A 22,538-nucleotide genomic window follows, 5' to 3' on the forward strand; every position below is an offset into this window, starting at 1 on the left:
CGCCGCTGTCTGGAACTCCAGCGGAATGCGAGCGATGTTGGGCGTGTACACCCGGCGGCCATTGCCGAGAATGTCGTCGACCATCTCCTGACCGACGAACTGCGGAAGGATCTCGTGCACGATGATCCACTGGTAGTGGTGCCGAACGATCCGTTGCGTCGTCTCGAAGTTCGCCGCCGTTGGGGTCCGGCCGGACACATCGGTCAGTACGGCGTTGTGGAACATGATGAAGGCGCACTGCAGCCCAGAGATCATGAGGTTCTCGTCGTTGCGGTCATCACCGAGGATCGCGTTGCCGTCGTCATCTCGAAGGAGATCCTCAAACTGACCGCCCGATTCGATGCGAAGCCTGAAGCCGTCGTACAGCTCGGGCGATTCATCAGGCCCACCGCCGTACACGCTGTCGAGATCGAACGTTGCACTTCGCAGGTTGCGACTCCGACGTACTGGCGTCACTCGCCCGAGACGAGAACCCGCATCACGGGTGATGTCGTGATCGAGGAACTGGCCCATGAACGTAACGCCAGCTGTGTGCGTTGGATTGTCCCGGTTGTTCGGACTGAGATCTGGCTCGGTGATCAGCCGGATCGGGCCGACCTCGAGCGGATCGTTGGCGTCCATCATTCCGCCCGGGCGGCCCATCTCGGTCAATGCCTCGCGAAGTTCCCGGCTTGGCTCGGCAAACGGCGGCAAGTCAAAGAGGCGAGAGAATCGGTCAGGCGCCGCGTTTCCGCCACCCGGGTTCTGGTCGCCGCCGTTGGGGATGCCATCTCGACCAGCATCTCGACCAGCATCTCGACCAGCATCTCGACCAGAGCCAGGGCCGCCTCTTTTGCGTTGGTGTTCGAGTCGGTCGTCGATCGCCTCTGGCTCCGCCTGGGCACCGGCGAGCGACGGGGCCGCAACAGCCGCGCCGACGCTGGCGCCCATCAGTCCAAGGAACGCGCGCCGCGACGGCGAGCCACTCGGGTGTGCTTCGGCGATGCTGTTGTCGACGGCCGGTCCCTGGGAGGTGATGTTTTCTGACATGGCACCACCATGAACGCGCTGAGCAAAGCCACTCACCGGGAAGCTGAAAGATTGTCGAAAGATACACGCGGCGGCCGCAAGCCGCCGGAGCAGCATTCAGCTGATGGCAGCTGCGACGGCCGCGTGGAGATCGGCGTGCACCTCAACGTTGCGGTCACGCGTCGACTCGATGCGGACAACCCACGGGCCCGGTTTGGCGAGCTGGTCAATCAGTTCGTCGGCCGTCGCCACCGTGCACACGTCGATGCCATGGGCTGTTGCGAGCGCCGCAACGTCTGTCCCGAGTGGGGTACCGAAGAGCTGTTCGAAACGATCGCGTGCCAGCGTCGACGCCTGCGGAAGAAACGAGAAGATCCCTCCCCCGTCGTTGTCGACAACGACGACCCGGAGGTCGATGCCGTTCGCGACGAGCCCGACGAGCGCGTTGCTGTCGTGCACGAAGGCGAGGTCGCCGATGAGTACTGCTGTTGATTTACCCATCGCCGCGATGCCGCGAGCCGTGGACATTACGCCGTCGATGCCGTTGGCTCCTCGGTTGGCATGCGCTGTGGCCCGCCGCCCGCCGAACCACTCGTGATCGCGAATCGGCATCGACGACGACACGACGAGGTCGACACCTGCCGGGAGATGATCGGCAACGGTTCGGGCGACAAGCGGCTCCGACAGCTCGTCAGTCTCAGACAGGGCCGCGAGCACGGCAGCGTCAGCTGCACGGTCAGCTGTGGTCCAATCATCGAGCCACTCCGAATCGGGCGTGGTGCCCTCGACCGCCGCGATGACCGCGTCGAGCGTTGCGACAGCGTCGACGTTGCACCCGGGATCGATCAGACCAGGCCCACCGACCTGCACCAACTGAGCCCCGCCTGCGACTGCGTGGTCAATCCACTGGGCCAGTGTCTTGGACGTCGACGGTCGGCCGACTCGGATGACGACATCGGGAAGATGGCAATCGGCGAATGGTGCCGAACGCAGCATTGACTCCGACGTCGTGACCACTCCGTCGAGATGACGCATCCCGGAGATCGGGTCAGCCAAGATCGGCCAACCGGTCAGCGCATGGAGTGTTGCCACGCTGGCAGCGTCGACGCCACTGCGCCCGCCGGCAAGGATCAACCCGTGAGGCTCCGTGATCGCCGACAGAGGTTCGCAGACAAGTGCAGTGTGCTCGCCTCGTTCCTCGGCTCCGTCCCGGACCGCGGCATCGCCTGCGAACTCTTCCGGGAGGACCCCTGGCACTCCCAACAGCGGCTCGCGGAACGGCAGGTTCAACTGAATCGGACCAGCCTGAGCTCGCTGCATGGTCTCTGCAGCCAGAGTGCGCCACTGGCCTCGCTCTGCAGCGTCCGCCACCCCGGGGTCGTGGTACCAGCGAACGTGGCTGCCGTAGAGCTCGACCTGATCGATGGTCTGCGGCGCGCCGACACCACGCAGTTCCTCCGGCCGATCGGCGGTGACCACGATCATCGGAACGTCCGACAGCCCTGCTTCGACGACGGCCGGAAAGAAGTTTGCCGCTGCAGTCCCACTCGTGCACAACAGAATCGACGGGACGCCGCTGAGGCCCAATCCGAGCGCGACGAAGCCAGCGACGCGTTCGTCATGAACGACTTGGACGCTCAGCTCAATCCGAGCGGCGAGCGCAACAGCCAATGGAGTCGACCGAGACCCAGGCGCAATCACCACGCTTCGCACGCCCTGATTGATCCACTCGTCGACAAGAGTGGCGCAGAACGTTGCCTGAACATCCTGGGCTCGGATCGGTTCGACCATTGCTTCGAGACGATAGGGCTCTACCGTGGAGATCGTGGACACCAGCGCGAATCCCATTCGGCCCACCATTGACATCGACATCTTTTCTGATGTCGTCTGTCCGTGGTGTTACATCGGTAAGCGCCGGTTCGAGAACGGCCTCGCCCAGATCGACGAAGACCTCGGCGTCGACTTCAACGTCCGCTATCACGCATACCAGCTCGATCCCGATGCGGCTCCAGGCGTCGCGACCCCCGTCGCTGAGGGGTACGCAAAAAAGTTCGGCGGTCCCGAGAAGGCCGCGGAGATCCTGGCGCACGTCACGACCACCGCCGCCGAAGACGGCATCGAGTTCAACATGGACAAGGCACTCCGGGCCAACACGCTGCTCGCTCACCGACTTATTTGGCTGGCCGGCCTTCCCGACTCGCCTGTCGCTCAGGCCGTGATGAAAGAACGTCTCATGCAGGCGTACTTCACCGACGGCCAACACATCGGCAACCCGGATGTTCTCGCAGCATGCGCAATCGAATTGGGCTTCGCCCGCGATGATGTCGAGTCATTTCTCTCCTCCGATCAAGGGGTCGCCGAGGTCCGGGCCGAAATTGAAGACGCACGCGACAACGGCATCACAGCGGTGCCGACGTATGTGTTTAACCGTGAGTGGTCCGTGCCTGGCGCCCAAGACGCCAGCACCTTCGAGAAGGTGCTCCGCAATATCGCCGCCAACATGCTGAAGCCCGCCACCGACTGATCGTGCTGCTCGCACACGGGTTCACGCAGACCGCACAGAGTTGGTCGGTCGTTCAACAGTTGCTCAACTCACGGGGCTTCGACGAGAGCAATGCAGTCGATCTCCCGGGCCACGGACTAGCTGGCGACGTTCGATCCGACCTGTGGGGCTCCGCTGCTCACTTGGTTGCGGCTGGTGGCCGCAGCACCTACGTCGGTTACTCAATGGGTGGACGGGTGAGCTTGCACGCCGCTCTCGCTCACCCGCAGGCCGTTGAACGGCTGGTCTTGATCGGGGCGACCGCCGGGATCGACGACGCCGATGCCCGGGCCCAGCGTCGAACCGACGACGAACTCCTCGCCGACCGAATCGAGACCATCGGCGTCGAAGCGTTCATCGACGAATGGCTGCAGAACCCACTCTTCGCCGGCCTCACGCCGGACCAGGCGATGCGGGTGGATCGGCTGCGCAACACCGCCGATGGGCTGGCTTCGAGCCTTCGCCTTGCCGGCACCGGGACGCAGGCGCCCCTCTGGGATCGCCTCAGTGAGATCACATGCCCGGTCCTGCTTCTGGTCGGTCAACACGACAAGAAGTTCAGTGCCATCGCCGAACGATTGGCGACGGCGCTGCCGAACGCCGAGCTTCGAGCGATCGCCGACGCCGGCCACAGCGTCCATCTCGAGCAGCCGGAGCGCACCGTCGATGCGCTCATCGACTGGCTGGCATCGACATGATCTGTTTGCGACACCATCGGGCTGGTCAGCCGCCGAGTGCAAGGCCGAGGGTCACGGCAACACCAAAGCCGAGTTGCAGCTTGCCGGTTGCACCGAGGACACCAATCAGCGCCTTGCCGTTCGCTCCGCCGAGCACGGTACGGGTCGGTGCGATCGCGAGCGGCGCTGCGGCGAGCCCGATCAGCGCCAACGGCCGATCCGTTGCTGCGGCCACCGCGACGAGCACGAAGGCTCCGGCGATCAACACGACATAAAACCACCGAGTGCGCTGGTCGCCAAGCCGAACAGCCAGCGTCTTCTTGCCGACTTCACGGTCGGTCGGGATGTCACGCAGGTTGTTGATGACAAGCAACGCACAGGCCAGCGAACCAGCAGCGCACCCGACGATGACTGACAGCCCGGTGACGTGGCCGACGGCGGCGTACGTGGAACCTGCAGTTGCGACCAAGCCAAAGAAGACGAAGACGAAGACTTCACCCAAACCGAGGTAGCCGTACGGTTTCGGGCCACCGGTGTAGAACCACCCAGCCGCAATGGCGGCCGCACCAACACCAATCAGCCACAGCGATGTGTCGAGCGCGATTGCAGCGCCCGCGACAGCGGCGACGCCGAACGATCCGAATGCTGCGAGTTTGACCGACTTCGCTGATGCGAGGCCGCTCGCAACGAGCCTGACCGGGCCGACACGGACGTCATCTGTGCCCCGGACGCCATCGCTGTAGTCATTGGCGTAGTTGACCCCGACCTGCAGCATCAAGCTGACGACGAGGCAGGCCGCGACGCGCCACCAGACGATTGGCCCGCCACCCACGGCAGCAGCAGCGCCTATAGCCACGGGGACAACAGCAGCGGGCAAGGTGCGCGGGCGTGACCCGATGATCCAACGATTCATGTGGGCACCATCATGCCAGGTGACATGATGTGTACATGAGTGAACTGTGGCAACTGTCGGCGCTCGAGCTCGCCGACAAAATCCGGACGAAGCAGGCGTCGAGTCGAGAAGTACTCGAGGCGCATCTCGCCCGCATCGACGAGGTCAATCCGCATTTGAACGCCGTCGTTCGGCGACTCGACGACGAAGCGTTCGCTGCCGCCGACGCCGCCGATGCAGCGGTGGCCGCGGGCGCCGTATTGGGCCGGCTGCACGGTGTGCCCTGCACGATCAAAGAAAATATCGACGTGGCCGGTAACCCGACGACCCAAGGTGTCGTCGCGTTGGCCGATGCGATCGCTTCGATCGACGCACCCACCACTGCCCGAATGCGCGCCGCTGGCGCAATCCCGTTCGCCCGAACCAACCTCCCCGACTTCGGGCTCCGCGTGCACACCGACTCCCAACTCCACGGGTTGACCCGTAACCCTTGGAACCCGAACGTCACCGCTGGCGGATCCAGCGGGGGCGAGGGCTCCGCCATTTCATCTGGAATGAGTCCAATCGGATTGGGCAACGACATCGGTGGCTCACTCCGCAACCCGGCGCACTGCTGTGGCATTGCCTCGTTGAAGCCAACCGTCGGTGTGATCCCGATGGCCACGGTCGTTCCTCCGCAAGAAATGCCAATCTCCTCGCAGTTAATGGTCGTGGAAGGGCCGATGGCGCGCACCATCGCTGACGTCCGCGCCGGCCTCGAGATCCTCGCCGGCCAGCACCCACGAGATCCGCGCAGCGTGACCGCTGTCCTCGATGATGCTGCACCTGGCGAGCGGATGAAGATTGCCATGCTCCCTGAGCCTCCCGGAGGCCGGACCGACCCCGGCATCGCCAACGCCATTCGCTCGGTCGGCGACCTGCTGAGCAACGCAGGGCACGATGTCGTCGAGGTCGTGCCCCCCGACTACGAAACTGTGATCGACCTGTGGGGGCAGATGCTGATCGCCGATATTCGTCAGCAACAAGAACTCCTTTCTCTGGTCATGGGCGAAGGCGGCCAGAAAGTGCTCGCCAACCTTGAACGCGGGCTCGCATCCACCGACTTGGCCGGTGTTCTTGCAAGCCACGTCGAGCGATACCGGGTGATGCAGACCTGGTCGGCGTTCTTCGCTGAGTACCCGGTATTGATCGGCCCGACCTGGGCCTTGCCAGCATTCGAACACGACGCTGACCTCGACCCTGATCTGACCGAAACGATGACGGACACGATCCGCCCGGTGGTCATCGCCAACCTCCTTGGTACACCAGCCGCGATCACACCCGCTGGCATCGTTGACGGTCTCCCGGTGGGCGTCCAGGTGATGGGCGACCGCTTCAGCGATCTGCGTTGTCTCACGGTGGCCGGCGAAATCGAGTCGCTGGTCGGCACCTTCACGCCGATCGATCCGATCACCGGCTGACGTGGCTGGCCGTCTCGTTGCCCTCGATCTTCCCGGCGGGCCTGACTTTATTGACGAACTGCAACGCATCTGGGCGAACGGTGATGCCGCGTTCCCGGTCGACCAACGGTTTCCTGCGCCTGCCAAACAGCAGATCTGCGCAGCGATGCGCGTCGGCGACGATATCGAGCCTGGCGACGCGCTCGTCGTCGCCACCAGCGGGTCAACCGGTACACCCAAAGGCGTGGTCCTCACGCATGATGCTGTGGCTGCATCAGCAGAAGCGACGAGCATTCGTCTCGGGGTCGGCGCCGGCGATCACTGGCTCGCATGTTTGCCGCTGTCACACGTCGGCGGCCTGTCGGTGGTTACTCGCGCTCTGCATGCCGGCACGGCTCTCACCGTGCTCCCCGCATTCGATGCTGCGGCAGTCGACGCCTCCGACGCGAATCTTGTCTCGCTCGTCGCCACAGCGCTCGCTCGCATCGACTCCACCAACTTCCGGACCATCGTCCTCGGCGGGGCCCGGCCACCGGCCAATCGCCCTGCGAATGCCGTCACGACCTACGGCCTGACTGAAACCGGGTCGGGAGTCGTCTACGACGGCATTCCACTCGATGGCGTCGACGTCGACATCGGCGACGACCATGAAATTCGGCTGCGCGGCCCGATGCTCACGCGCGGCTACCGCAACGGTCAGTCACCCATCACCGACGACGGATGGCTGCCCACCGGCGATCTCGGCGGCTGGACCGACCGCGGCCAACTCCACGTCGATGGCCGCAAGGGCGACCTGATCATCAGCGGCGGCGAGAACATCTGGCCCGAAGCTGTTGAGTTGCTCGTCACTTCACACCCCGACGTCGCTGAGGTGATGGCCCGCGGTGTCGACGACACCGAATGGGGTCAGATCGTCGAAGTAGTCGTCGTTCCTCTCGCTGGGCGAACGCCTGACCTGGAATCGATCCGATCGCACGTGAAGCAGAACGCACCGAGTTACCTGGCTCCGAAACGCCTCATACTGGTCGAATCGCTCCCGCGCACCGCGCTCGGCAAGCTACGCAGAATCGTCTGAGCGTCAACCTCCAGAACTTGCAACCCCTGCACCACCGTCGATGACATATGTTTCGCCGGTGATCCAGCTGGCCATATCGCTCGCCAGGAAGACGGCGAGGTTGGCAATGTCTTGGGGGTCACCGAGCCGTTCGAGCGGCAGGCGAGCAGCCAGGCTGTCGCCAAAATTGTCGACGAGGTAGGCGGCGAAGTCAGTCTGGACGAGCCCAGGCGCAATGCCGACGACGCGGTTCGGACCAATCTCGCTGGCGAGCTGACGGGTGAGGTGGATCACTGCTGCCTTGGTCAGGTTGTAGACCCCGAGGCCACCTTCGGCGCGGAGCCCGCCGACCGATGCGATGTTGATAACGACGCCCGGCTTGTCCTTGAGCGCATGTTCGTATGCAGCCTGAGTCCAAAAGATCGGAGCATCGAGGTTCACCTGGAACGTCTTGTCGTAACGGCCCTTGTCGACTGCCATCATCGGCCCGTAGTACGGGTTCGTCGCAGCGTTGTTGACGAGGATGTCGAGCCCGCCAAAGCGTTCGATCGTTGCGAGGACGGCACGCTGACCAGCGTCCTCGTCGCCAGCGTTGGCGGCGAACACATCGACCTCGCCGGTCATCTCGGCAGCAGCTGCCTCGAGGGCATCCTGCTTGCGACTGTTCAACATGACCTTTGCACCAGCAGCAGCCATCGACGCAGCGATTGCCTTACCGATACCGCGTGAGGCTCCCGTGACGAGAGCGACTTTTCCATCCAGGGAGATCTCCATGGACGGCGAACCTACTCTGCGGCCTCGCCTGTCTCATCACGGTGGAGTTGATCGGGATGGAGTTGATCAACGTGGAGTTGCCGAAACTCGGCCGGCGGGGGGCCACCCCAGTGATGCTCGATGAGGAGTGCGAGCTCACGGGCGCGCATCGTCGCTGCTTCGGCAGGCTCGGCATGGTCGTGCCCCAAGATGTGTAAGACACCGTGAACGACAAGCAACGCAATTTCGTCTTCGTAGGTCCCGGCATGGTCAGCGAACTGCGCACCAGCGACTGCCGGCGAAAGCACGACATCACCGAGCAGAGCGGGAATCACCTCACCATCGGGTGTGATCATCGGTTCGTCGTCGAGCGGGAACGAGAGCACGTCGGTCGGACCAATTTTGCCCATGTGTTCGGCATTGAGTTCAGCCATGTCGTCGAGGTCGATGAACGTGAGCGTGAGTTCGCCGCTCGCACCTTCGGTCAGCAACGCAGCGTGAGCCAGTTGCTGCCAACGCTCGACGTCGACGTCCCAGCGAGGAGAATCGTCAGCCGATCGCTCATCGGCGGCAACGACGGTGATGTCGTCAGCGCTGGGCTTCACGTTTGGCTTCGGCTGCTGCGTCGCGCCGTTCGTAGGCCTGCACGATGTCGGCAACGATCTTGTGGCGAACCACATCAGCGCTCCCGAGCTTGACAAAGGCCAAGTTGTCGATCCCGGCCAGGGTCTCTTCCAGCGAGAGCAGGCCGCTCTTGTTGCCGGCTATATCGACCTGGGTCACGTCGCCCGTGATGACGACACGCGAACCGAATCCGATACGCGTCAGGAACATTTTCATCTGCTCAGGCGTCGTGTTCTGAGCCTCGTCAAGGATGATGAAGCTGCTGTTCAAGGTCCGGCCGCGCATAAAAGCGAGCGGTGCGACTTCGATCACCTGCTTCTCGATCAGACGTTGCACACCTTCCATGTCGAGCATGTCGTACAGGGCGTCGTAGAGCGGCCGCAGGTACGGGTCGATCTTCGCCATGAGATCGCCCGGCAGGAACCCGAGCCGTTCGCCGGCCTCGACTGCTGGGCGGGTCAAGATGATGCGCTCGACCTCTTTGGCCTGGAGTGCTCGCACCGCCATCGCCACAGCAAGCCACGATTTTCCGGTGCCTGCTGGCCCGATGCCAAACGTGATGACGTTCTTCGCAATGGCGTCGACATACCGCTTCTGGCCCGCAGTTTTCGGCTTGACCTGACGTCCCTTAGCGTTCCGGAGCACCTGATGCGTCAAAATTTCGCTCGGCCGCTCATTGGACTTCACCATCGTGAAGACCCGGTCGAGCGTGTTGTCGTCGAGCTGCTGACCGTTCTGGATCAATGTGACGAGCTCTTCGAACAGCCGCGACACGTTCGTGACGTGGGATGTCTCCTCGCCAGACACTCGGACTTCGTTGCCACGGACGCGGATGGCGACGGTAGGAAACTCTTGCTCAACGCGCCGGAGAAACTGATCACGCGGGCCAACGAGGGCCGCCATTACATGTTCGCCCGGTACGACAACCGTGACGTGAGAATCTGGGGAAGGCCGTGCTGGGGCGCCTTGGGTCATCTGGCGACGCGTTCGCCTTCAACCGGTGCGAGCGCAGCATCAGTTTCGACGGGAGCAAAATCCAGGGCGTAGTAGCGGGTCATTCCAAAAGACTCCAGGCTCACTGGCCCGACCAGGCGGGCGAGGCGCGTCAGCAATTCTGCAGCGCCTCCTTGCTCGTTCGCCTGATTCGACTCGGGCAGGTCAAACACCACCAGGGCACCCTCTTCCTGCTCTTGCGCCAGACCCGCCCGCGCGAGATGGAACAATGCTTCCGACGCTTGATGGTCGGGATGAACCACAATCCACATCACATAGTGAACGAGCCCTGCAGCCATCCGCTCCGGGTACATCCGCTCGAAGAACGCCCGGCTGAGGTAGCGCGTGGCACCGATGTCGGTCGCAGCTACCGACATCGCGATCGGACGGTTTTCGTCCCGCAGCACGGTGATCCGATTCGTCGGATCAGCGAGTGCAGCGTCGAACTCGCTGCGGAACAGCAACTCCCGCGACGGGTCAGATGCTGCAAGCGGGAGATAGGAGACTTCGTACAGCTGCCAGAACGAGTCCAGTACAGTCCGATCCGTCACGTTCGAATGTTTCGTGATGTACATCTTGCTGCCCCTTTGTCGACCCGTGCCTGACCTTCGGTGCCAGTCCACCAAGAAATTCCTACGGTATGGCGATTGATTGACCGATACAAGAATCTAGTTCCGATTATCGGGCCGGAAACGAACGCAGGGGTGCAGATTCATGCAGAGGGTATTGGAACGGGTTGCTTGGGCGTACGTCGCCGCCGGGCTTCTTGCTGCCCTTGCTGTTCCCTTTCTGAACTCGACGGAGCGTGCGGGCCTGACGCTTATTGTCATGGTTTTCTTTCTTCCTGCGTGTGTTGTTGCACACAAACATCACGGGTTTCCCGGCTGGTTCATTGCGAGCGCGCTATCGGTCGGCGGCCTCTACCTGTTTTCAGCCCTTCTCCTCGAAGTGTCGGCGTCGTCGGCGATGGAGCTGGCAACTTCGGCCATCGATCTCATCGCCAACGGGATCATCGTTGCTTTGCTTGCCTGGGGTGTGAGCCAACGGCGAGGACGCTTCACCGCAGGCGACATTCTCGACGGCCTCGTCATGGGGCTCGGCGGATGGCTCGTCGCCTGGATCATGCTGGTCCAGCCCTATCTCGATCTGAACGGCGGATCCAATGCGAACGTCGTACTCAATGCCGCCTATCTCCCAATGGCCACACCGCTGATCGCGCTCGCTGGCGGGCTCGTGCTCTCAGGACTGGCACGTCGTCCTGCAACGTGGCTTTTTGTCGTTGCAGTGATCGCGAACGTCAGCGGTGATGCGCTCTATGGCACCTTCGAAGTCGGCATAGCGAGCGCGTGGTCAGACACGCTGGCCTCGGCGCTCTACCTCATAGCGTTTACCTCGACCGGTGCCGCACTGCTGCACCCGACCTCACCCGAGCTCATCGGCAAGGCCGAGTCGCATCGCCGCCTCAAACTCCCCAGCCGACTGACTGCAACGGGACTCATCCTCACCGTTCCGATCACGCTGATGGCCCTGGTCGAATCGACATCAGGTGCTGATCGGCTGGTCCGCGCCTGCTCAGTCCTCCTGCTTCTCGGCCTCGTGTCGCTGCGGCTTGCTCAGGCCACTCGCTCGCATCTGCACGCCCAGGAGGAGCTCATCGAATCGGCACGAACCGATGCGCTGACCGGGCTCCCCAACCGCACTGCAATGCTCGAACTTGCCGCTCAACACATGGACAAATCGCGGGGCAACGTCACCTGCCCGTCCGTCATACTCATCGACATTGACCGGTTCAAGAACACCAACGACTCCCTCGGCCATGAAGCAGGCGACGAAGCCATCCAGGTACTCGCGGGCCGACTCAGCCTTGTCGCCGACAAGTTGGGCGTCCACCTCGGCCGCCCGTCCGGCGACGAGTTCCTCGTACTCGACACGACGAGCACCACCACCGGTGAAGCACTCGCCAATGCCGACGCGTTCCACAAGGCCTTCAAGGCCCCCGTGTCACTCGACGCAGGCGTCATGTTCTTGACCGCAAGCATCGGCGTCGCCACGAGGCCAACCGACCGCGCTACCGCGCCGTCTGACTTGTTTCGTCATGCCGACATTGCGATGTACCGGGCCAAGGACGCCGGCCGTAATTGCGTGGCGTTGTATCACGACACGATGCAGCAGCGCCTCACGCAGCGGATGCAGATCGAAACGGCGTTACACAGCGCCCTGGACAACCAGGAGATGCGGCTCTACCACCAACCGATCGTCGACACGACGAGCGGACGCGTAGCCGGATTCGAAGCATTAATCAGGTGGCAGCGCAGCGACGGCACGATGATGTCGCCTGCCGAGTTCATCCCGGTCGCCGAAGAAACAGGCATCATCACGAGCCTTGGTTCGTGGGCGCTCCTCGAGGCGCTGACCCAGCTGACCACCTGGCGCGAAGACGGCATCGTCAGCGATTCAGCAACCATGTCGGTCAACGTTTCAGTTCGTCAGCTCTCCGATCCAGCCTTCTGTGACATCGTCGAAGAAGCACTCAGCCGGTCAGGTCTTCCGGCCCACCTGCTCTGGCTCGAAGTGACCGAGACGATGATGATCGAGAACCCCGAAGTTGCACGCAACACCTTGCAGCGGATTCACTCGACCGGCGTCAGGATCGCCCTCGACGATTTTGGGACCGGCTACTCCTCGCTTTCGCTGCTCCAGCAATTCCCGATCCAGCGCCTCAAAATCGATCGGGCCTTCGTCAGCGGCATCGCCGACAACGCCAACGACCGGTCACTCGTTCGCTCCATCATCGCCATGGCCGGTGCACTCGGCCTCGACATCGTCGGTGAAGGCGTCGAGACGGTCCAACAGCTCAAAGTGCTGCGCCAGCTCGGTGCCGACAAGGCGCAGGGATACCTGATCTCGCACCCCGTGCCGGCCGAGGCAATGCGCTCAACGATCGCCGCGCTCGAGAGCCTCTCCCAGTGGGAAGCGTTCGGTGACGTACTCGGGGACCGCCCCGACCGCCCGACTCGAATCTCCTGACTCACGCGAGTTCGACTCGAACTGCGCCCATCGCTTCGACATCAGCGTCGTCGTGCGTGGCGAACACACATCTTGTTCCCGACGCAACGAGGTGCTCCACGAGGCGCGTCCGCATCGAACGCCGTGCAGCCACATCGATCGCGACGAACGGCTCGTCCAGCAACAACAGATCTGGAACAGCGGCAATTGCCCGCGCCAGGCCGGCACGCTGGCGTTGGCCTCCGGACACTTCGTGCGGGCGGCGACGTGCGAGCTCGTCGATCTCGAACTCGGCCAACAGTTCGGCAGCGCGTTGACGGGCCTCGACTCTGCCGGCTCCGATAAACCGAAGCGACGACGCGACGTTGTCACGGAGCGACATGGCGGGGAACAGCGAGATGCGCTGCGGGAGATAGCCGATGCTCGCTGGCGAGGGCCCGAGCCGTTCGACTGAGCTCGCCGGTTCGAGCCCAGCCAGGCAGCGCAGCAGGGTCGACTTCCCGACCCCATTCGGGCCGGTCAGCGCCACGATCGACGCATCTGGCAGCACGACGTCGAGGGTCAGGTCACCGCGATCGAAGCGGACGCGGGTGGTCATGGTGGTCATGACGACACGTCCGAGCGGAAGACGCCGAACCAACGATCGCGTAGACCGACGAGGACTGCGACCGCCACGACCACCAGCACAGCGCTCAACACCACTGCATCGGCCGGGTCACGTTCGAGGAGGTCGTACACCGCAAGCGGCAGCGTTTGAGTGCGGCCCTCGAGGCTGCCGGCAAAGGTGACGGTGGCACCAAACTCGCCAAGCGCCCGCGCCCATGCCAGGACGGCTCCGGCGAGCACAGCCGGCCCGACTGACGGCAGCGTCACAGAAACGAATGCCCGGAACGGGCTTGCGCCGTGGACGATCGCTACGTCGGCGTATTCGACGTCCAGTTGACGCAACGCCGCCTCGACCGACAACACGAAGAACGGAAGCGCGACGAAGGTCTGCGCCAACACGACACCCGCTGTCGTGAACGGCAACTGCACCCCGACATCAGCCAGCCATTGACCGACGATTCCCTGACGACCGAACGCCAGCAGCAACGCCACGCCGCCGACGACAGGCGGAAGGACGATCGGAAGCAGACACAGCGCCCGCACGACCCGTGTCGTTGTCCCTCTGCCCGAGGCGAGCGCCCACGCCAGAGGCAGGCCGAAGACGACGCACAGGGCCGTGGCGATCAACGAGGTGACGAGCGACAGTGCAAGGGCTGATGTGGCCGCATCGCTGCTCAACGCTGCGCCGAGATTGCTCCAGGGGAGGCGCCACAGCAGTGCACAGAGCGGAACACCTAACAGCAGCGCAGGCACGGCCGCCATCGCGAAGACCCAGGCCGGTGGTCGACGGTTCACGGCGATCCGAACCCTGCCTTGGCCAGAATCGCCATGGCCGCTGGTTCGGTGAACACTTCAAGAACTCGTGCTGCATCCTCACGGCCAACCACCGCTGCAGCCTGACTGATCACCTGCACGTTGTCGACCCGGGCAATCGGCACGGCGCGCAGTTCGGGTGATGCCAAGGCGTCGGTCCGGTAGACAATTGCAGCATCGGCTTCACCCAGCCGGACCTTGGTCAGCGTTGCCCTGACGTTCGGTTCCCGACTTGCTGCGTCGACGTCGAGATCAATTCCACCGAGCAGGGCGTCGGTGGCCGCCCCGCACGGTGCTGACGATGCGCACAACACGACCAGCACGTCACTCGACCCGAGATCTGTGACACTCTCGATGCCTCGACCTGCCGCAGTGTCAGCAGCGACGATGACCAACTCGTTCGTGGCAATCGATACGACCGAGTCAACGAGACCCGCATCGCTCATGCGTTGCATCGTCGCACTGTCAGCCGTGATCACCACGGCCGCCGGGGCGCCCTGGCGGATCTGTTCCAAGAACGAGCCTGACGATCCGAACGAGAACTCGACATCGAGCCCGAGTTCTTCTTCGAGGAGCGCTTCGAGCGGCTCGGCAACATCGGTGTACGACGACGCTGCCAGAATGTCCACCCTGGCGCTCTCCGCTCCCCCACACCCGCCTGCGATGAACATGCCGGCCACCAGCATGGATGCACTGGAGGACCGCCTGCTCACGGCGCCACTGTACTGACCAGCGGGTCGGCCCAGCGTGCCCGGCCGATACGTTGCCGATACCGACGACCACACTGCGGCGCTGTGTACGAGTCACACCTTTGAGATGGAATGACCGCCCAGCTCCGGCCAAACCCAGAAGTTTCCAGAACTCAACCGCTTCGAATGCTGCTCGTTGGATATGGCCGCGGAACGGTTGGGTGCGGGGCGAAGGCCGGCGGTGGGCGCGCTCAAAACTTCGATATGCACGGACACGGCGTGAGAATTTGACAGACTAACGAAGTGATGTCACGAGCTGTCCCTTTCGCCATCCTTGGTTCATTGCTTTTCGTTGCATGCAGCGGCGGGAGCGACGACGACACGTCGACAACTTCGATGGCCGTTCCCGTGCTTGAGGCGCCCGTGGCCACAGAAGCTCCGACCGTCACCGACGCCCCTGTGACCACCACCACTGTTCCGTTAGTTTTTGATGGCGCCACCGTGGTTGTCGCCAACGGCAACATCGTCGGCGGTTCCGCCGGCCGGATGACCGATGCCCTCGCTCGCGCCGGCTTCACCACCGGAGCTGCTGTCAACGGCTCCGAAAAGGTCGAAGCGTCGATCGTGTATTACACAGCGGCCGCTGGTGCACAAGACGTCGCCGAGACGCTCGCCATCACGCTTGGCGGCATTAACGTCGAAGCGCTCCCTGCGATAGCGCCGACCGAAGACGGCACGCTCGCCGACGGTCAGGTCCTCCTCCTACTCGGCAACAATGAGGCCGACAAATCACTCGCCGAACTGGCCAACGGATCGACGGACAACGCCGCTGCCAACACAGGAGCCATTGCCAATGGCGGCTCGTCAATCGTGGTCGCCAACGCCAACACGACCAGCGGCTCTGCTGGCCGGATGAGCAGCGTTCTCGAAGCAGCGGGATTCACGGTCGGGACACCTGCTGACAGCACCGCGAAGGCGAGCGAGTCAGTGGTGTACTACGCGAACGATGCAGCTCGGGCCGATGCAGAAGTACTCGCAGCGGCACTCGGCGGCTTGCCCGTCCTGGCACTTCCTGTCGACGTTCCGACCACCTCTGGGTCACTCGACGGCGACATCCTCCTCGTGCTCGGATCGAACGAAGCCGACAAGACGCTGGCCCAACTCGCCGGCTGAGCCCAGCCCGACACCGACGTAGGCCCATCGAATTTGCGAGACTCCGGAGATGCGGATCTCCCAGGTTTCAGATCACGTCGGTGCCCTCGTCAAAGACGTCGATATCGCCCAACCCACCCTGTCGTCACACCTTTACCGGCACATCGCCTCGGGGTCATTCTCCTCTCAGTTCGAGTGGGAGTCTGGTTCGGTCGCAATGTTGGGCAACCGGTCGACTTGGCACCGGGCACTCATCGATCCTCACGGCCATCGTCGGTTGATGCAACGAATCACCGTTGCTGGTGAAGAACTCGGCGGCGTCGCATGACCGGGCGCGCTGGGTTGCAACTCGGGGTCCATCTCGGCCAGCAAAACGCTCCGATGGCCAACATGGTCGAGCTGTGGAAGCGGTTCGACAATGCCGTCGACTGGATCTCGGTCTGGGATCATCTGTACGAGGCGCCGCCGAACGGTGGCAACACGCCGCACTTCGAGGCAGTTGCCACGCTCGGTGCCCTGGCGTCGGTCACCTCGAAAGCGCGCATTGGCTGTCTGATGTTCTGCGCTCCGTTCCGCAATCCTGCCGTTCTCGCAAAGTCATGTGTCGCCATCGACCACATCTCGGGTGGACGTTTCGAGCCCGGATTTGGCGCTGGGTGGCACGAACCTGAGTTTCGTGCACATGGCTACGAATTCCCATCGACCGGTGTGCGCTTTGACATGCTCACCGACGCCTTCGAGATCATCACGGGAATGCTCGGACCAGACGAGACCACGACGCATCAGGGCAAGCACTTCAGCGTCGACGCCGTCACGTGTGTTCCTGGCCCGCTGAACGGCTCGATGCCGCTCTGGGCAGGAGGTCGCGGCCCGCAGCGAACGCCCGCCATTGCGGCCCGGTACTGCTCCGGATGGAACGTGCCCTACGTTGATCCGCTCGAGTACCGGCGGCTCAACGAACAGCTCGATGCCGCGTGCGAAGCGATCGGGCGCGACCCCGCCACGCTCGAACGATCGATCAACCTCGCCTTCCACATGGGTGCTGACCGAGCATCGGCCGATGCTGAATTGCAACGGATCATCGACCAGTGGGGCCCAGAAACCGCCGAACGGGTGACCGGCGGTGCGCTCACCGGCTTGGCCGACGATGTTCTCGAACGGATCGGTGCATACCGAGAAGCCGGCGCCGACCTTGTGAACGTCGCGCTCCGCCTCCCCGTCGACGACGACGCGCTGGAGATGTACCTGACCGATGTCGTGCCGCAGGCCCGCGCCGCCTGGCCCAGCTGATCGACACGTCTCGCCCGAAAAATCAACGAGCCCTTGATGAGTCAGCAACTCATCAAGGGCTCGTCAGTTGGAGGCGACGATGGGAATCGAACCCATGTGCACGGAGTTGCAATCCGTTGCCTAAACCACTCGGCCACGTCGCCAGACGCCTTGACGATAGCGGCGAGAACTCGCTGATCAGGAGATTTCTCTGAACCAAGTCGCGAGTCGTTCGAGCCCTTGGTCAATCGAAACCGCTGGCTCCCAATCGAGGTCGAGCGCCGGCGGACGAGGGTCAAACCAGTGCGCCGTGCCGAGCTGTTCAGCAACGAATCGGGTCAATGGCGGCTCGACCTCTCCTTGGCGTAGCCGGTCCGGAAGCTTCGGCCAGGCACGTTCAAGTAGCGAGCCAATCGTGCGTGCTGCACCCAGCGGAACATCTCTGGGCTCGAACTTGACACCAGCTGCAGCGCAGATCCCCGCAACGAGGTCACGGATCGGGCGCGGCTCACCATTGGCAATGACGTAGGCCCGGCCAGCACAGGTCGCACCGGGAGAAACAGCGTCGAGTGCCGCCACAAGCGCGCTCACGGCGTTGTCGATGTACGTCGTATCGACGAGTGCGGTACCCCCGCCGACCAATGCGAGTCTGCCTTGTCGAGATCGTTTGACGATACGGCCAACGAGTTGCGTGTCACCCGGGCCCCAAACGAGGTGGGGACGAATGACGACGACGCCAAGGTGTGGCCCGTTGGCCTCCACGGCAATCGACTCGGCAATCGCCTTCGACTCGGCGTACCAGGAGCGTGTTCGCCCGGTTACCGGCGGTGTCGCAGCATCACCCATGATGGCTTCGCCGCCGTGTGCCACCGACGGAGACGACACATGAACGAAACGAGTGGTCGCCGAGTTGGTTGCTGTAGCGAGCAGGTTCCGAGTGCCCTCGACGTTGATCGAGAGGAACTCGTCGCGCTCCCCCACCACGCCGACCTTCGCGGCCAAGTGGATGATGCCGTTGCAGCCGTGCGCCGCACGGTCGACGGCAGCCTGATCTCGGATGTCGCCGAGCTGCTGTTCGACTCCGTCGAGCACTGCGAGTCCGTCGACAGGGCGGCGCTGTAGGCAGACCACTTCGTCACCGCGAGCCGCCAGCGCTCGTACCACGCCGTCACCAATCAGGCTGGAGGCACCGGTGACCAGAAGGCGCACAGTTACCCCCGCCGGAAACGGCGACTCGAGCGACCAGCGAGCACGTCCTCGGCCCAACCAGCCACCGCCGTGCGGTCAATCTTCGCGTTGTGGCGGATGTCCACCGGCAACGATCGTCGGCTCAGCACGGCTGCAACCGGATGGTTGACGACTGAACGCACCCGAGCCGTCAGGTCGGTTGACGCCAGGCCATCAGCCCCATGCGGGTCTTCGACAACGACCACAAGCTGTTGACGGCCCGCCGGGCCGACGCCGACTGCGGCAACTCGGGCAAGCTCAAGCGACGTCTCGACAAGACGCTCGACCGGAACCGAGGTGATCACACCTGCCGGGCCGTCAATGTTGTGCACCGCACGGCCTTCGACCCACAGTCGGCCGGCATCATCAAGGTGACCAACATCTCCGGAACGGTGCCAGACCTTGCCGTCGCCACGCTGCAGACGAGCAGCACGCTCGATGGCCCAGAGGCCGTGGTAACCGTCAGACACCCAGGGGCTCGTGATGACGATCTCGCCCATTTCGCCAGCAGGCATCGACGCAGGCGGCGCAGCAGAATCAAATCCGAGCGGAAGAATCTCGACCATTGCACCCGGCACCGGAGCACCGACGCAGACACCGCCGATCGGATCTCCGCCGGTCGCTGCAGTGATCCCCTCGAGACTGATATCAGCGACTGGAAGTACTTCGGTCATGCCGTACGGCGTATGGAACGACGCGTTCGGGACGAGCACAGACAACGCAGTGAGCGTCTCAGCAGGCACGGGGGCGCCGGCCGACATCACCGTGCGCAATCCGGCGAGCCCGGCGAGCCCGGATCCGGCTGTCGCAAGCACGTTGGCAAGTGCGGCAGGCGAAGCAAACGTGAGCGTCGCGTCGAGCCGTCGGCACGCAGCGTCGAGTGCAACCGCTGTGAGTTCGCCCGGCTTGGTGACGTCACAATCGGGCAGCACCGTGGAGATACCGAGCGCCGGTCCGTAGAGCGCAAACGGAGCGAATGCCGCGACCAAGCTGTCGTTGGTCGTGATCGCGTACGTTGCAGCAAGTGCGTCGCGTTGCGCTGCGAGCTGACCGTGGAGATACCGAACACCCTTTGCCGGGCCGGTGGCGCCGGAGGTGAAAAGAATCGCGGCGAGGTCGTTCGCAGCAGGTTCGACCTCTAGCGACTCTGATCCGACGGCTGCTTGCGCCATCAACACGTCGACGTCAACGCGCTCAGCGCGAGGCGCCCAGCGCAGTGTCTTGGCGGCACGCAACGCTCGGCTCGGACCGACGACCCAGTTTGGTCGGGTGCTGCGAACGGCGCGTCCGAGACCACGGAGGCCTAACCCTCGATCAGCAACAACGGTGACGCCCCCAGCTCGCCAGACGCCGTACACGGCAACGACGAGGTCGACTCCAGGAGGGGTCAGCATCGCAACGTGCTCGCCGGCCCGTAAGCCCCGACTCGCCAGTTGCGCAGCGACTCCGTCGACGCGATCGGCGAAATCGGCCCAGCTGATCGACTGTCCGGAGGCCATGTCGGCGAACGCTACGGATGTATCAGTTCGACGCTCGGCGAGAGCTGCCCAGAGCGGTTTCGGCGGTGCCGGGTCAGCAACACGGTCAGCAACACGGTCAGCAACACGGTCAGCAACACGGTCACTCAGCCAGTCGCCAACGACCGACGCAACATCAGCCTCGGCCATCACGAGGTGGTTCGCCGACGGGAAACGCTGCATGCTCGTGTTCGGAATCCGCTCGGCGAGGTCGGCCGCGAAGTCATCGTTGAACACAGGATCAGCCGCGCCCCAGGCCAGCAAGACCGGTGCAGTGATCGCTCCGAGCTTGGCGGCGACCTCGGCCAGCGCGACGTCAGAGGGATGCCCCTCACCAGGCTGCAACGGAACGTCGCCCACGAAGTCAGCTACTGCGACGCGGGCTTTGGCCGACGAATACGGCGCCGCGAAGGCGGCACGGTCAGCGGCGTTGATCCGGGAACCCGACAGCCGGGTGGTTCCGCTGACGAAGATCGGCGTTCGCCGGCACACGAAGTCGCGTAATGGGCCAGCAGCAGCGATCCGGATCAAACCTGGCGATTTCCGACCCACAGGCACACCGATGCCGGTGTTACACAGCACCATGCCGTCGACGCGATCAGCGTGGTCGACCGCCCAGCCCATGGCAATCGCCCCACCCCAATCGTGGGCCGCGAGTGTGAACGGCACAGTCGGGTCGATGTCGAGCGCCTTGATCACGTCACCGAGATCGGCAACACGGGAGGCGTAACGGCGCAGCCCAGTTCGCTCGCTGAAACCCATCCCGAGCTGGTCGACGGCGATCACCCTGCAACGGGTACCGAACTTCCGCAGGAACGTCGCCCACGCGTAGGCCCAGGTCGGGTTGCCGTGCACACAGACCATCGTTGCGTCGGGCGGCCCGTCGAGCGTCGGACCTGAATCAAGGACGTGCCATCGATACGTCGAGCCGTCATGGCTCGCCACGTCCAGCACCCGCGACCAAGCCGGATCAAGATGCCACGACTCGAGGTCGGCTGCGGTGGGCTGATCCGGAACCCAGGACCGAACGCTCACCAGACGATTTCGGTATAACTGGTGTTCAGCCCGGAGCCGATGCCCATCAGAAGCACGCGTTCGCCCGGAGCAATCTTGTGCGCGACGCTGGCAAGCGTCATCGGGATCGCGGCCGGGCCCACATTGCCGTTGGTCGGGAAGGTCTGCGGGGCCCGCTTGTGGTCGATACCCAACCGTTCGCAGAGCAGACGGGTATGCACCGAGCTGACCTGGTGGACGATGTACCAGTCCATGCCCGCTTCCCAGTCGAAGTCGGCGCCGGCGTTCTTCCAGGCAGCTTCAGCCAGGTCAAGGCCAGCAATCAGCAGCGCGTGAGTGTCGGTGTACATCGCTTCGAGGTCACCAATACACAGCTTGTGATGCTCGGTACCCGCACGAGCCACACCACCGACGAGGCGGTGGGCATCAGGATGCTTGTCCATCCTGCAAAGCAGCGCAGCGGCCGCACCCGACCCGAGGGTGAGTGATGCAAATTCGGCGAAGATGTCTGACGCTTCGGTCGTTGGCTGCTGCAGCCGAGCAATCGTCTGTTCCTGCGTGTATCTGCTGCCCTCGCCGTCGACGACGAGTGCGTAATCGATGGCGCCCGAATCGATCGCAGCGGCCGCAATCTGCATACCGTTGACGAATGCGAGACAGGCGTTCGCTACATCGAAATTCAGACAACTCGGGGCCAGGCCGAGCTGGTGGTGGACCGAGCAGGCGATCGAGGGCTCGAGGTGGTGCTTACACACCGACGTCGAGATGAGCATGCCGACTTTCGCCGGATCGATGCCTGAGCGGTCGAGGGCCTTGCGCCCTGCCAGCGCCGCAGCCTTGTCGAACGTGACATCTGCGGGCCACCAGCGACGAGATTCGATACCGGCCAAATCGGACAGTGTTCCCGCCTTCATCCCAGTGCGTTCGTAGGTAACAGCGAGTTGCTCGTCGATCCACGCTGATGTCACCACTTCAGGTGCCTCGACCGCTTCGATCGCAAGAACACCGACGTTGCGGTGAGTGAGCACTGAGTTTACGGTCATAGAGCAGGTCCTTTCGGGCGAACAATGAAGCCTACGCGACGATGCGCCGAAGCCAAAGGATTGTGCGGCAATCAACAATTCCGGCGGCGCCATCAGTCGTGGCAGCCGTTGGGCTGGACCACGAACTGTCTGTGAAATCGCCGGGAAATCGCCGGGAAATCGCCGGGAAATCATCGTGAACCGGCGTGAATTCGGCGTGAATTCGGCGAAAAAGCGAAGA

21 protein-coding genes and 1 tRNA gene are annotated in these 22,538 nt (G+C 63.5%); 8 read left to right on the plus strand and 14 right to left on the minus strand.

The window, feature by feature from the left end; translation table 11 throughout:
• Nucleotides 1–1,029 (minus strand): peroxidase family protein (locus ACH2EI_RS00950; protein ID WP_395158882.1); only part of this gene is annotated, 1,029 nt, incomplete at its 3' end.
• A gap of 96 nt (nucleotides 1,030–1,125) precedes the next feature.
• Nucleotides 1,126–2,856: a 2-succinyl-5-enolpyruvyl-6-hydroxy-3-cyclohexene-1-carboxylic-acid synthase gene (gene menD, locus ACH2EI_RS00955; protein WP_395154467.1), complete on the minus strand. Its 1,731-nt coding sequence runs from the start codon at nucleotides 2,854–2,856 to the stop codon at nucleotides 1,126–1,128.
• On the opposite strand from menD, the gene ACH2EI_RS00960 reads away from it, so the two are divergent.
• Both ACH2EI_RS00960 and ACH2EI_RS00965 read left to right on the plus strand, forming a co-directional pair.
• Nucleotides 2,834–3,532 carry a DsbA family oxidoreductase gene (locus tag ACH2EI_RS00960; RefSeq protein ID WP_395154468.1) on the plus strand — a complete coding sequence of 233 codons (699 nt, stop codon included), beginning with the start codon at nucleotides 2,834–2,836 and terminating at the stop codon, nucleotides 3,530–3,532. The two genes, menD and ACH2EI_RS00960, sit on opposite strands and share 23 nt — an antisense overlap.
• Before the next feature lie 2 nt (nucleotides 3,533–3,534).
• Nucleotides 3,535–4,248 (plus strand): alpha/beta fold hydrolase, encoded by a 714-nt coding sequence (locus tag ACH2EI_RS00965; RefSeq protein WP_395154469.1) that lies wholly within the window; start codon nucleotides 3,535–3,537, stop codon nucleotides 4,246–4,248.
• Nucleotides 4,249–4,273: 25 nt separating this feature from the next.
• Here the strand turns inward: ACH2EI_RS00965 and ACH2EI_RS00970 are convergent, their stop codons facing one another.
• Entirely contained in the window at nucleotides 4,274–5,140 is an 867-nt protein-coding gene (locus tag ACH2EI_RS00970) for a 1,4-dihydroxy-2-naphthoate polyprenyltransferase (RefSeq protein WP_395154470.1), read from the minus strand.
• Between the two features lie 35 nt (nucleotides 5,141–5,175).
• On the opposite strand from ACH2EI_RS00970, the gene ACH2EI_RS00975 reads away from it, so the two are divergent.
• Both ACH2EI_RS00975 and ACH2EI_RS00980 read left to right on the plus strand, forming a co-directional pair.
• Nucleotides 5,176–6,579, plus strand: a complete 1,404-nt coding sequence (locus ACH2EI_RS00975; protein ID WP_395154471.1) for an amidase — start codon at nucleotides 5,176–5,178, stop codon at nucleotides 6,577–6,579.
• A 1-nt stretch (nucleotide 6,580) separates the two neighbouring features.
• On the plus strand, nucleotides 6,581–7,633 hold the full coding sequence (locus ACH2EI_RS00980; RefSeq protein ID WP_395154472.1) for a class I adenylate-forming enzyme family protein: 1,053 nt from the start codon (nucleotides 6,581–6,583) through the stop codon (nucleotides 7,631–7,633).
• A gap of 3 nt (nucleotides 7,634–7,636) precedes the next feature.
• Here ACH2EI_RS00980 and ACH2EI_RS00985 read toward each other — a convergent pair whose 3' ends face one another.
• The 4 genes from ACH2EI_RS00985 to ACH2EI_RS01000 form a co-directional block, all read right to left on the minus strand.
• On the minus strand, nucleotides 7,637–8,386 hold the full coding sequence (locus tag ACH2EI_RS00985) for an SDR family oxidoreductase (RefSeq protein WP_395154473.1): 750 nt from the start codon (nucleotides 8,384–8,386) through the stop codon (nucleotides 7,637–7,639).
• An 11-nt stretch (nucleotides 8,387–8,397) separates the two neighbouring features.
• Nucleotides 8,398–8,970 carry an rRNA maturation RNase YbeY gene (gene ybeY, locus ACH2EI_RS00990; protein ID WP_395154474.1) on the minus strand — a complete coding sequence of 191 codons (573 nt, stop codon included), beginning with the start codon at nucleotides 8,968–8,970 and terminating at the stop codon, nucleotides 8,398–8,400.
• A complete protein-coding gene (locus ACH2EI_RS00995) occupies nucleotides 8,954–9,892 on the minus strand; it encodes a PhoH family protein (RefSeq protein ID WP_395154475.1) in 939 nt (312 codons plus the stop codon). The genes ybeY and ACH2EI_RS00995 overlap by 17 nt, the downstream gene beginning before the upstream one ends.
• 68 nt (nucleotides 9,893–9,960) lie before the next feature.
• On the minus strand, nucleotides 9,961–10,533 hold the full coding sequence (locus tag ACH2EI_RS01000; protein WP_395154476.1) for a hypothetical protein: 573 nt from the start codon (nucleotides 10,531–10,533) through the stop codon (nucleotides 9,961–9,963).
• 163 nt (nucleotides 10,534–10,696) lie between these two features.
• On the opposite strand from ACH2EI_RS01000, the gene ACH2EI_RS01005 reads away from it, so the two are divergent.
• On the plus strand, nucleotides 10,697–13,009 hold the full coding sequence (locus tag ACH2EI_RS01005) for a putative bifunctional diguanylate cyclase/phosphodiesterase (protein ID WP_395158884.1): 2,313 nt from the start codon (nucleotides 10,697–10,699) through the stop codon (nucleotides 13,007–13,009).
• 1 nt (nucleotide 13,010) lies between these two features.
• On the opposite strand, the gene ACH2EI_RS01010 is transcribed toward ACH2EI_RS01005, so the two are convergent.
• Genes ACH2EI_RS01010 through modA form a run of 3 tightly spaced genes read right to left on the minus strand, consistent with a single transcriptional unit; the run spans nucleotide 13,011 to nucleotide 15,120 of the window.
• Nucleotides 13,011–13,595 (minus strand): ATP-binding cassette domain-containing protein, encoded by a 585-nt coding sequence (locus ACH2EI_RS01010; protein ID WP_395154478.1) that lies wholly within the window; start codon nucleotides 13,593–13,595, stop codon nucleotides 13,011–13,013.
• Nucleotides 13,592–14,389, minus strand: a complete 798-nt coding sequence (locus tag ACH2EI_RS01015) for an ABC transporter permease (RefSeq protein WP_395158886.1) — start codon at nucleotides 14,387–14,389, stop codon at nucleotides 13,592–13,594. The genes ACH2EI_RS01010 and ACH2EI_RS01015 overlap by 4 nt, the downstream gene beginning before the upstream one ends.
• Nucleotides 14,386–15,120, minus strand: coding sequence for a molybdate ABC transporter substrate-binding protein (modA, locus tag ACH2EI_RS01020; protein WP_395154480.1), 735 nt, complete (start codon nucleotides 15,118–15,120; stop codon nucleotides 14,386–14,388). Before modA ends, ACH2EI_RS01015 begins: the two co-directional genes overlap by 4 nt.
• 282 nt (nucleotides 15,121–15,402) lie before the next feature.
• Between modA and ACH2EI_RS01025 the strand changes: the two genes are divergently transcribed.
• The 3 genes from ACH2EI_RS01025 to ACH2EI_RS01035 are packed head-to-tail and all read left to right on the plus strand — an operon-like array spanning nucleotide 15,403 to nucleotide 17,538.
• Nucleotides 15,403–16,269 (plus strand): LytR C-terminal domain-containing protein, encoded by an 867-nt coding sequence (locus ACH2EI_RS01025; RefSeq protein WP_395154481.1) that lies wholly within the window; start codon nucleotides 15,403–15,405, stop codon nucleotides 16,267–16,269.
• 49 nt (nucleotides 16,270–16,318) lie between these two features.
• The gene (locus tag ACH2EI_RS01030; protein WP_395154482.1) at nucleotides 16,319–16,576 is read left to right on the plus strand and encodes a TauD/TfdA family dioxygenase; all 258 of its coding nucleotides are present in this window, start codon (nucleotides 16,319–16,321) and stop codon (nucleotides 16,574–16,576) included.
• On the plus strand, nucleotides 16,573–17,538 hold the full coding sequence (locus tag ACH2EI_RS01035) for an LLM class flavin-dependent oxidoreductase (RefSeq protein WP_395154483.1): 966 nt from the start codon (nucleotides 16,573–16,575) through the stop codon (nucleotides 17,536–17,538). Before ACH2EI_RS01030 ends, ACH2EI_RS01035 begins: the two co-directional genes overlap by 4 nt.
• A gap of 68 nt (nucleotides 17,539–17,606) precedes the next feature.
• On the opposite strand, the gene ACH2EI_RS01040 is transcribed toward ACH2EI_RS01035, so the two are convergent.
• The 4 genes from ACH2EI_RS01040 to ACH2EI_RS01055 form a co-directional block, all read right to left on the minus strand.
• Nucleotides 17,607–17,681: transfer RNA gene (locus tag ACH2EI_RS01040), tRNA-Cys, on the minus strand.
• Between the two features lie 34 nt (nucleotides 17,682–17,715).
• On the minus strand, nucleotides 17,716–18,726 hold the full coding sequence (locus tag ACH2EI_RS01045) for an NAD-dependent epimerase/dehydratase family protein (RefSeq protein WP_395154484.1): 1,011 nt from the start codon (nucleotides 18,724–18,726) through the stop codon (nucleotides 17,716–17,718).
• 2 nt (nucleotides 18,727–18,728) lie between these two features.
• Nucleotides 18,729–21,296, minus strand: a complete 2,568-nt coding sequence (locus ACH2EI_RS01050; RefSeq protein ID WP_395158888.1) for an alpha/beta fold hydrolase — start codon at nucleotides 21,294–21,296, stop codon at nucleotides 18,729–18,731.
• Nucleotides 21,293–22,318 (minus strand): 3-oxoacyl-ACP synthase III, encoded by a 1,026-nt coding sequence (locus ACH2EI_RS01055; protein ID WP_395154486.1) that lies wholly within the window; start codon nucleotides 22,316–22,318, stop codon nucleotides 21,293–21,295. Before ACH2EI_RS01055 ends, ACH2EI_RS01050 begins: the two co-directional genes overlap by 4 nt.
• Nucleotides 22,319–22,538: the final 220 nt, after the last annotated feature.

This window comes from Ilumatobacter sp. (genome assembly GCF_041688325.1).
In the GTDB taxonomy this organism is placed as follows: Bacteria; Actinomycetota; Acidimicrobiia; order Acidimicrobiales; family Ilumatobacteraceae; genus Ilumatobacter_A.

What these genes read in the sequence shown, in the direction of transcription:
- menD (WP_395154467.1), bottom strand. Translation starts at nt 2,856, where the DNA reads ATGGGATTCGCGCTGGTGTCCACGATCTCCACGGTAGAGCCCTATCGT.
- ACH2EI_RS00970 (WP_395154470.1), bottom strand. Translation starts at nt 5,140, where the DNA reads ATGAATCGTTGGATCATCGGGTCACGCCCGCGCACCTTGCCCGCTGCT.
- ACH2EI_RS00975 (WP_395154471.1), top strand. Translation starts at nt 5,176, where the DNA reads ATGAGTGAACTGTGGCAACTGTCGGCGCTCGAGCTCGCCGACAAAATC.
- ACH2EI_RS01010 (WP_395154478.1), bottom strand. Translation starts at nt 13,595, where the DNA reads ATGACCACCATGACCACCCGCGTCCGCTTCGATCGCGGTGACCTGACC.
- ACH2EI_RS00995 (WP_395154475.1), bottom strand. Translation starts at nt 9,892, where the DNA reads ATGGCGGCCCTCGTTGGCCCGCGTGATCAGTTTCTCCGGCGCGTTGAG.
- ACH2EI_RS01005 (WP_395158884.1), top strand. Translation starts at nt 10,697, where the DNA reads ATGCAGAGGGTATTGGAACGGGTTGCTTGGGCGTACGTCGCCGCCGGG.
- ACH2EI_RS01030 (WP_395154482.1), top strand. Translation starts at nt 16,319, where the DNA reads ATGCGGATCTCCCAGGTTTCAGATCACGTCGGTGCCCTCGTCAAAGAC.
- ACH2EI_RS00985 (WP_395154473.1), bottom strand. Translation starts at nt 8,386, where the DNA reads ATGGAGATCTCCCTGGATGGAAAAGTCGCTCTCGTCACGGGAGCCTCA.
- ACH2EI_RS01055 (WP_395154486.1), bottom strand. Translation starts at nt 22,318, where the DNA reads ATGACCGTAAACTCAGTGCTCACTCACCGCAACGTCGGTGTTCTTGCG.
- ACH2EI_RS01025 (WP_395154481.1), top strand. Translation starts at nt 15,403, where the DNA reads ATGTCACGAGCTGTCCCTTTCGCCATCCTTGGTTCATTGCTTTTCGTT.
- ACH2EI_RS01035 (WP_395154483.1), top strand. Translation starts at nt 16,573, where the DNA reads ATGACCGGGCGCGCTGGGTTGCAACTCGGGGTCCATCTCGGCCAGCAA.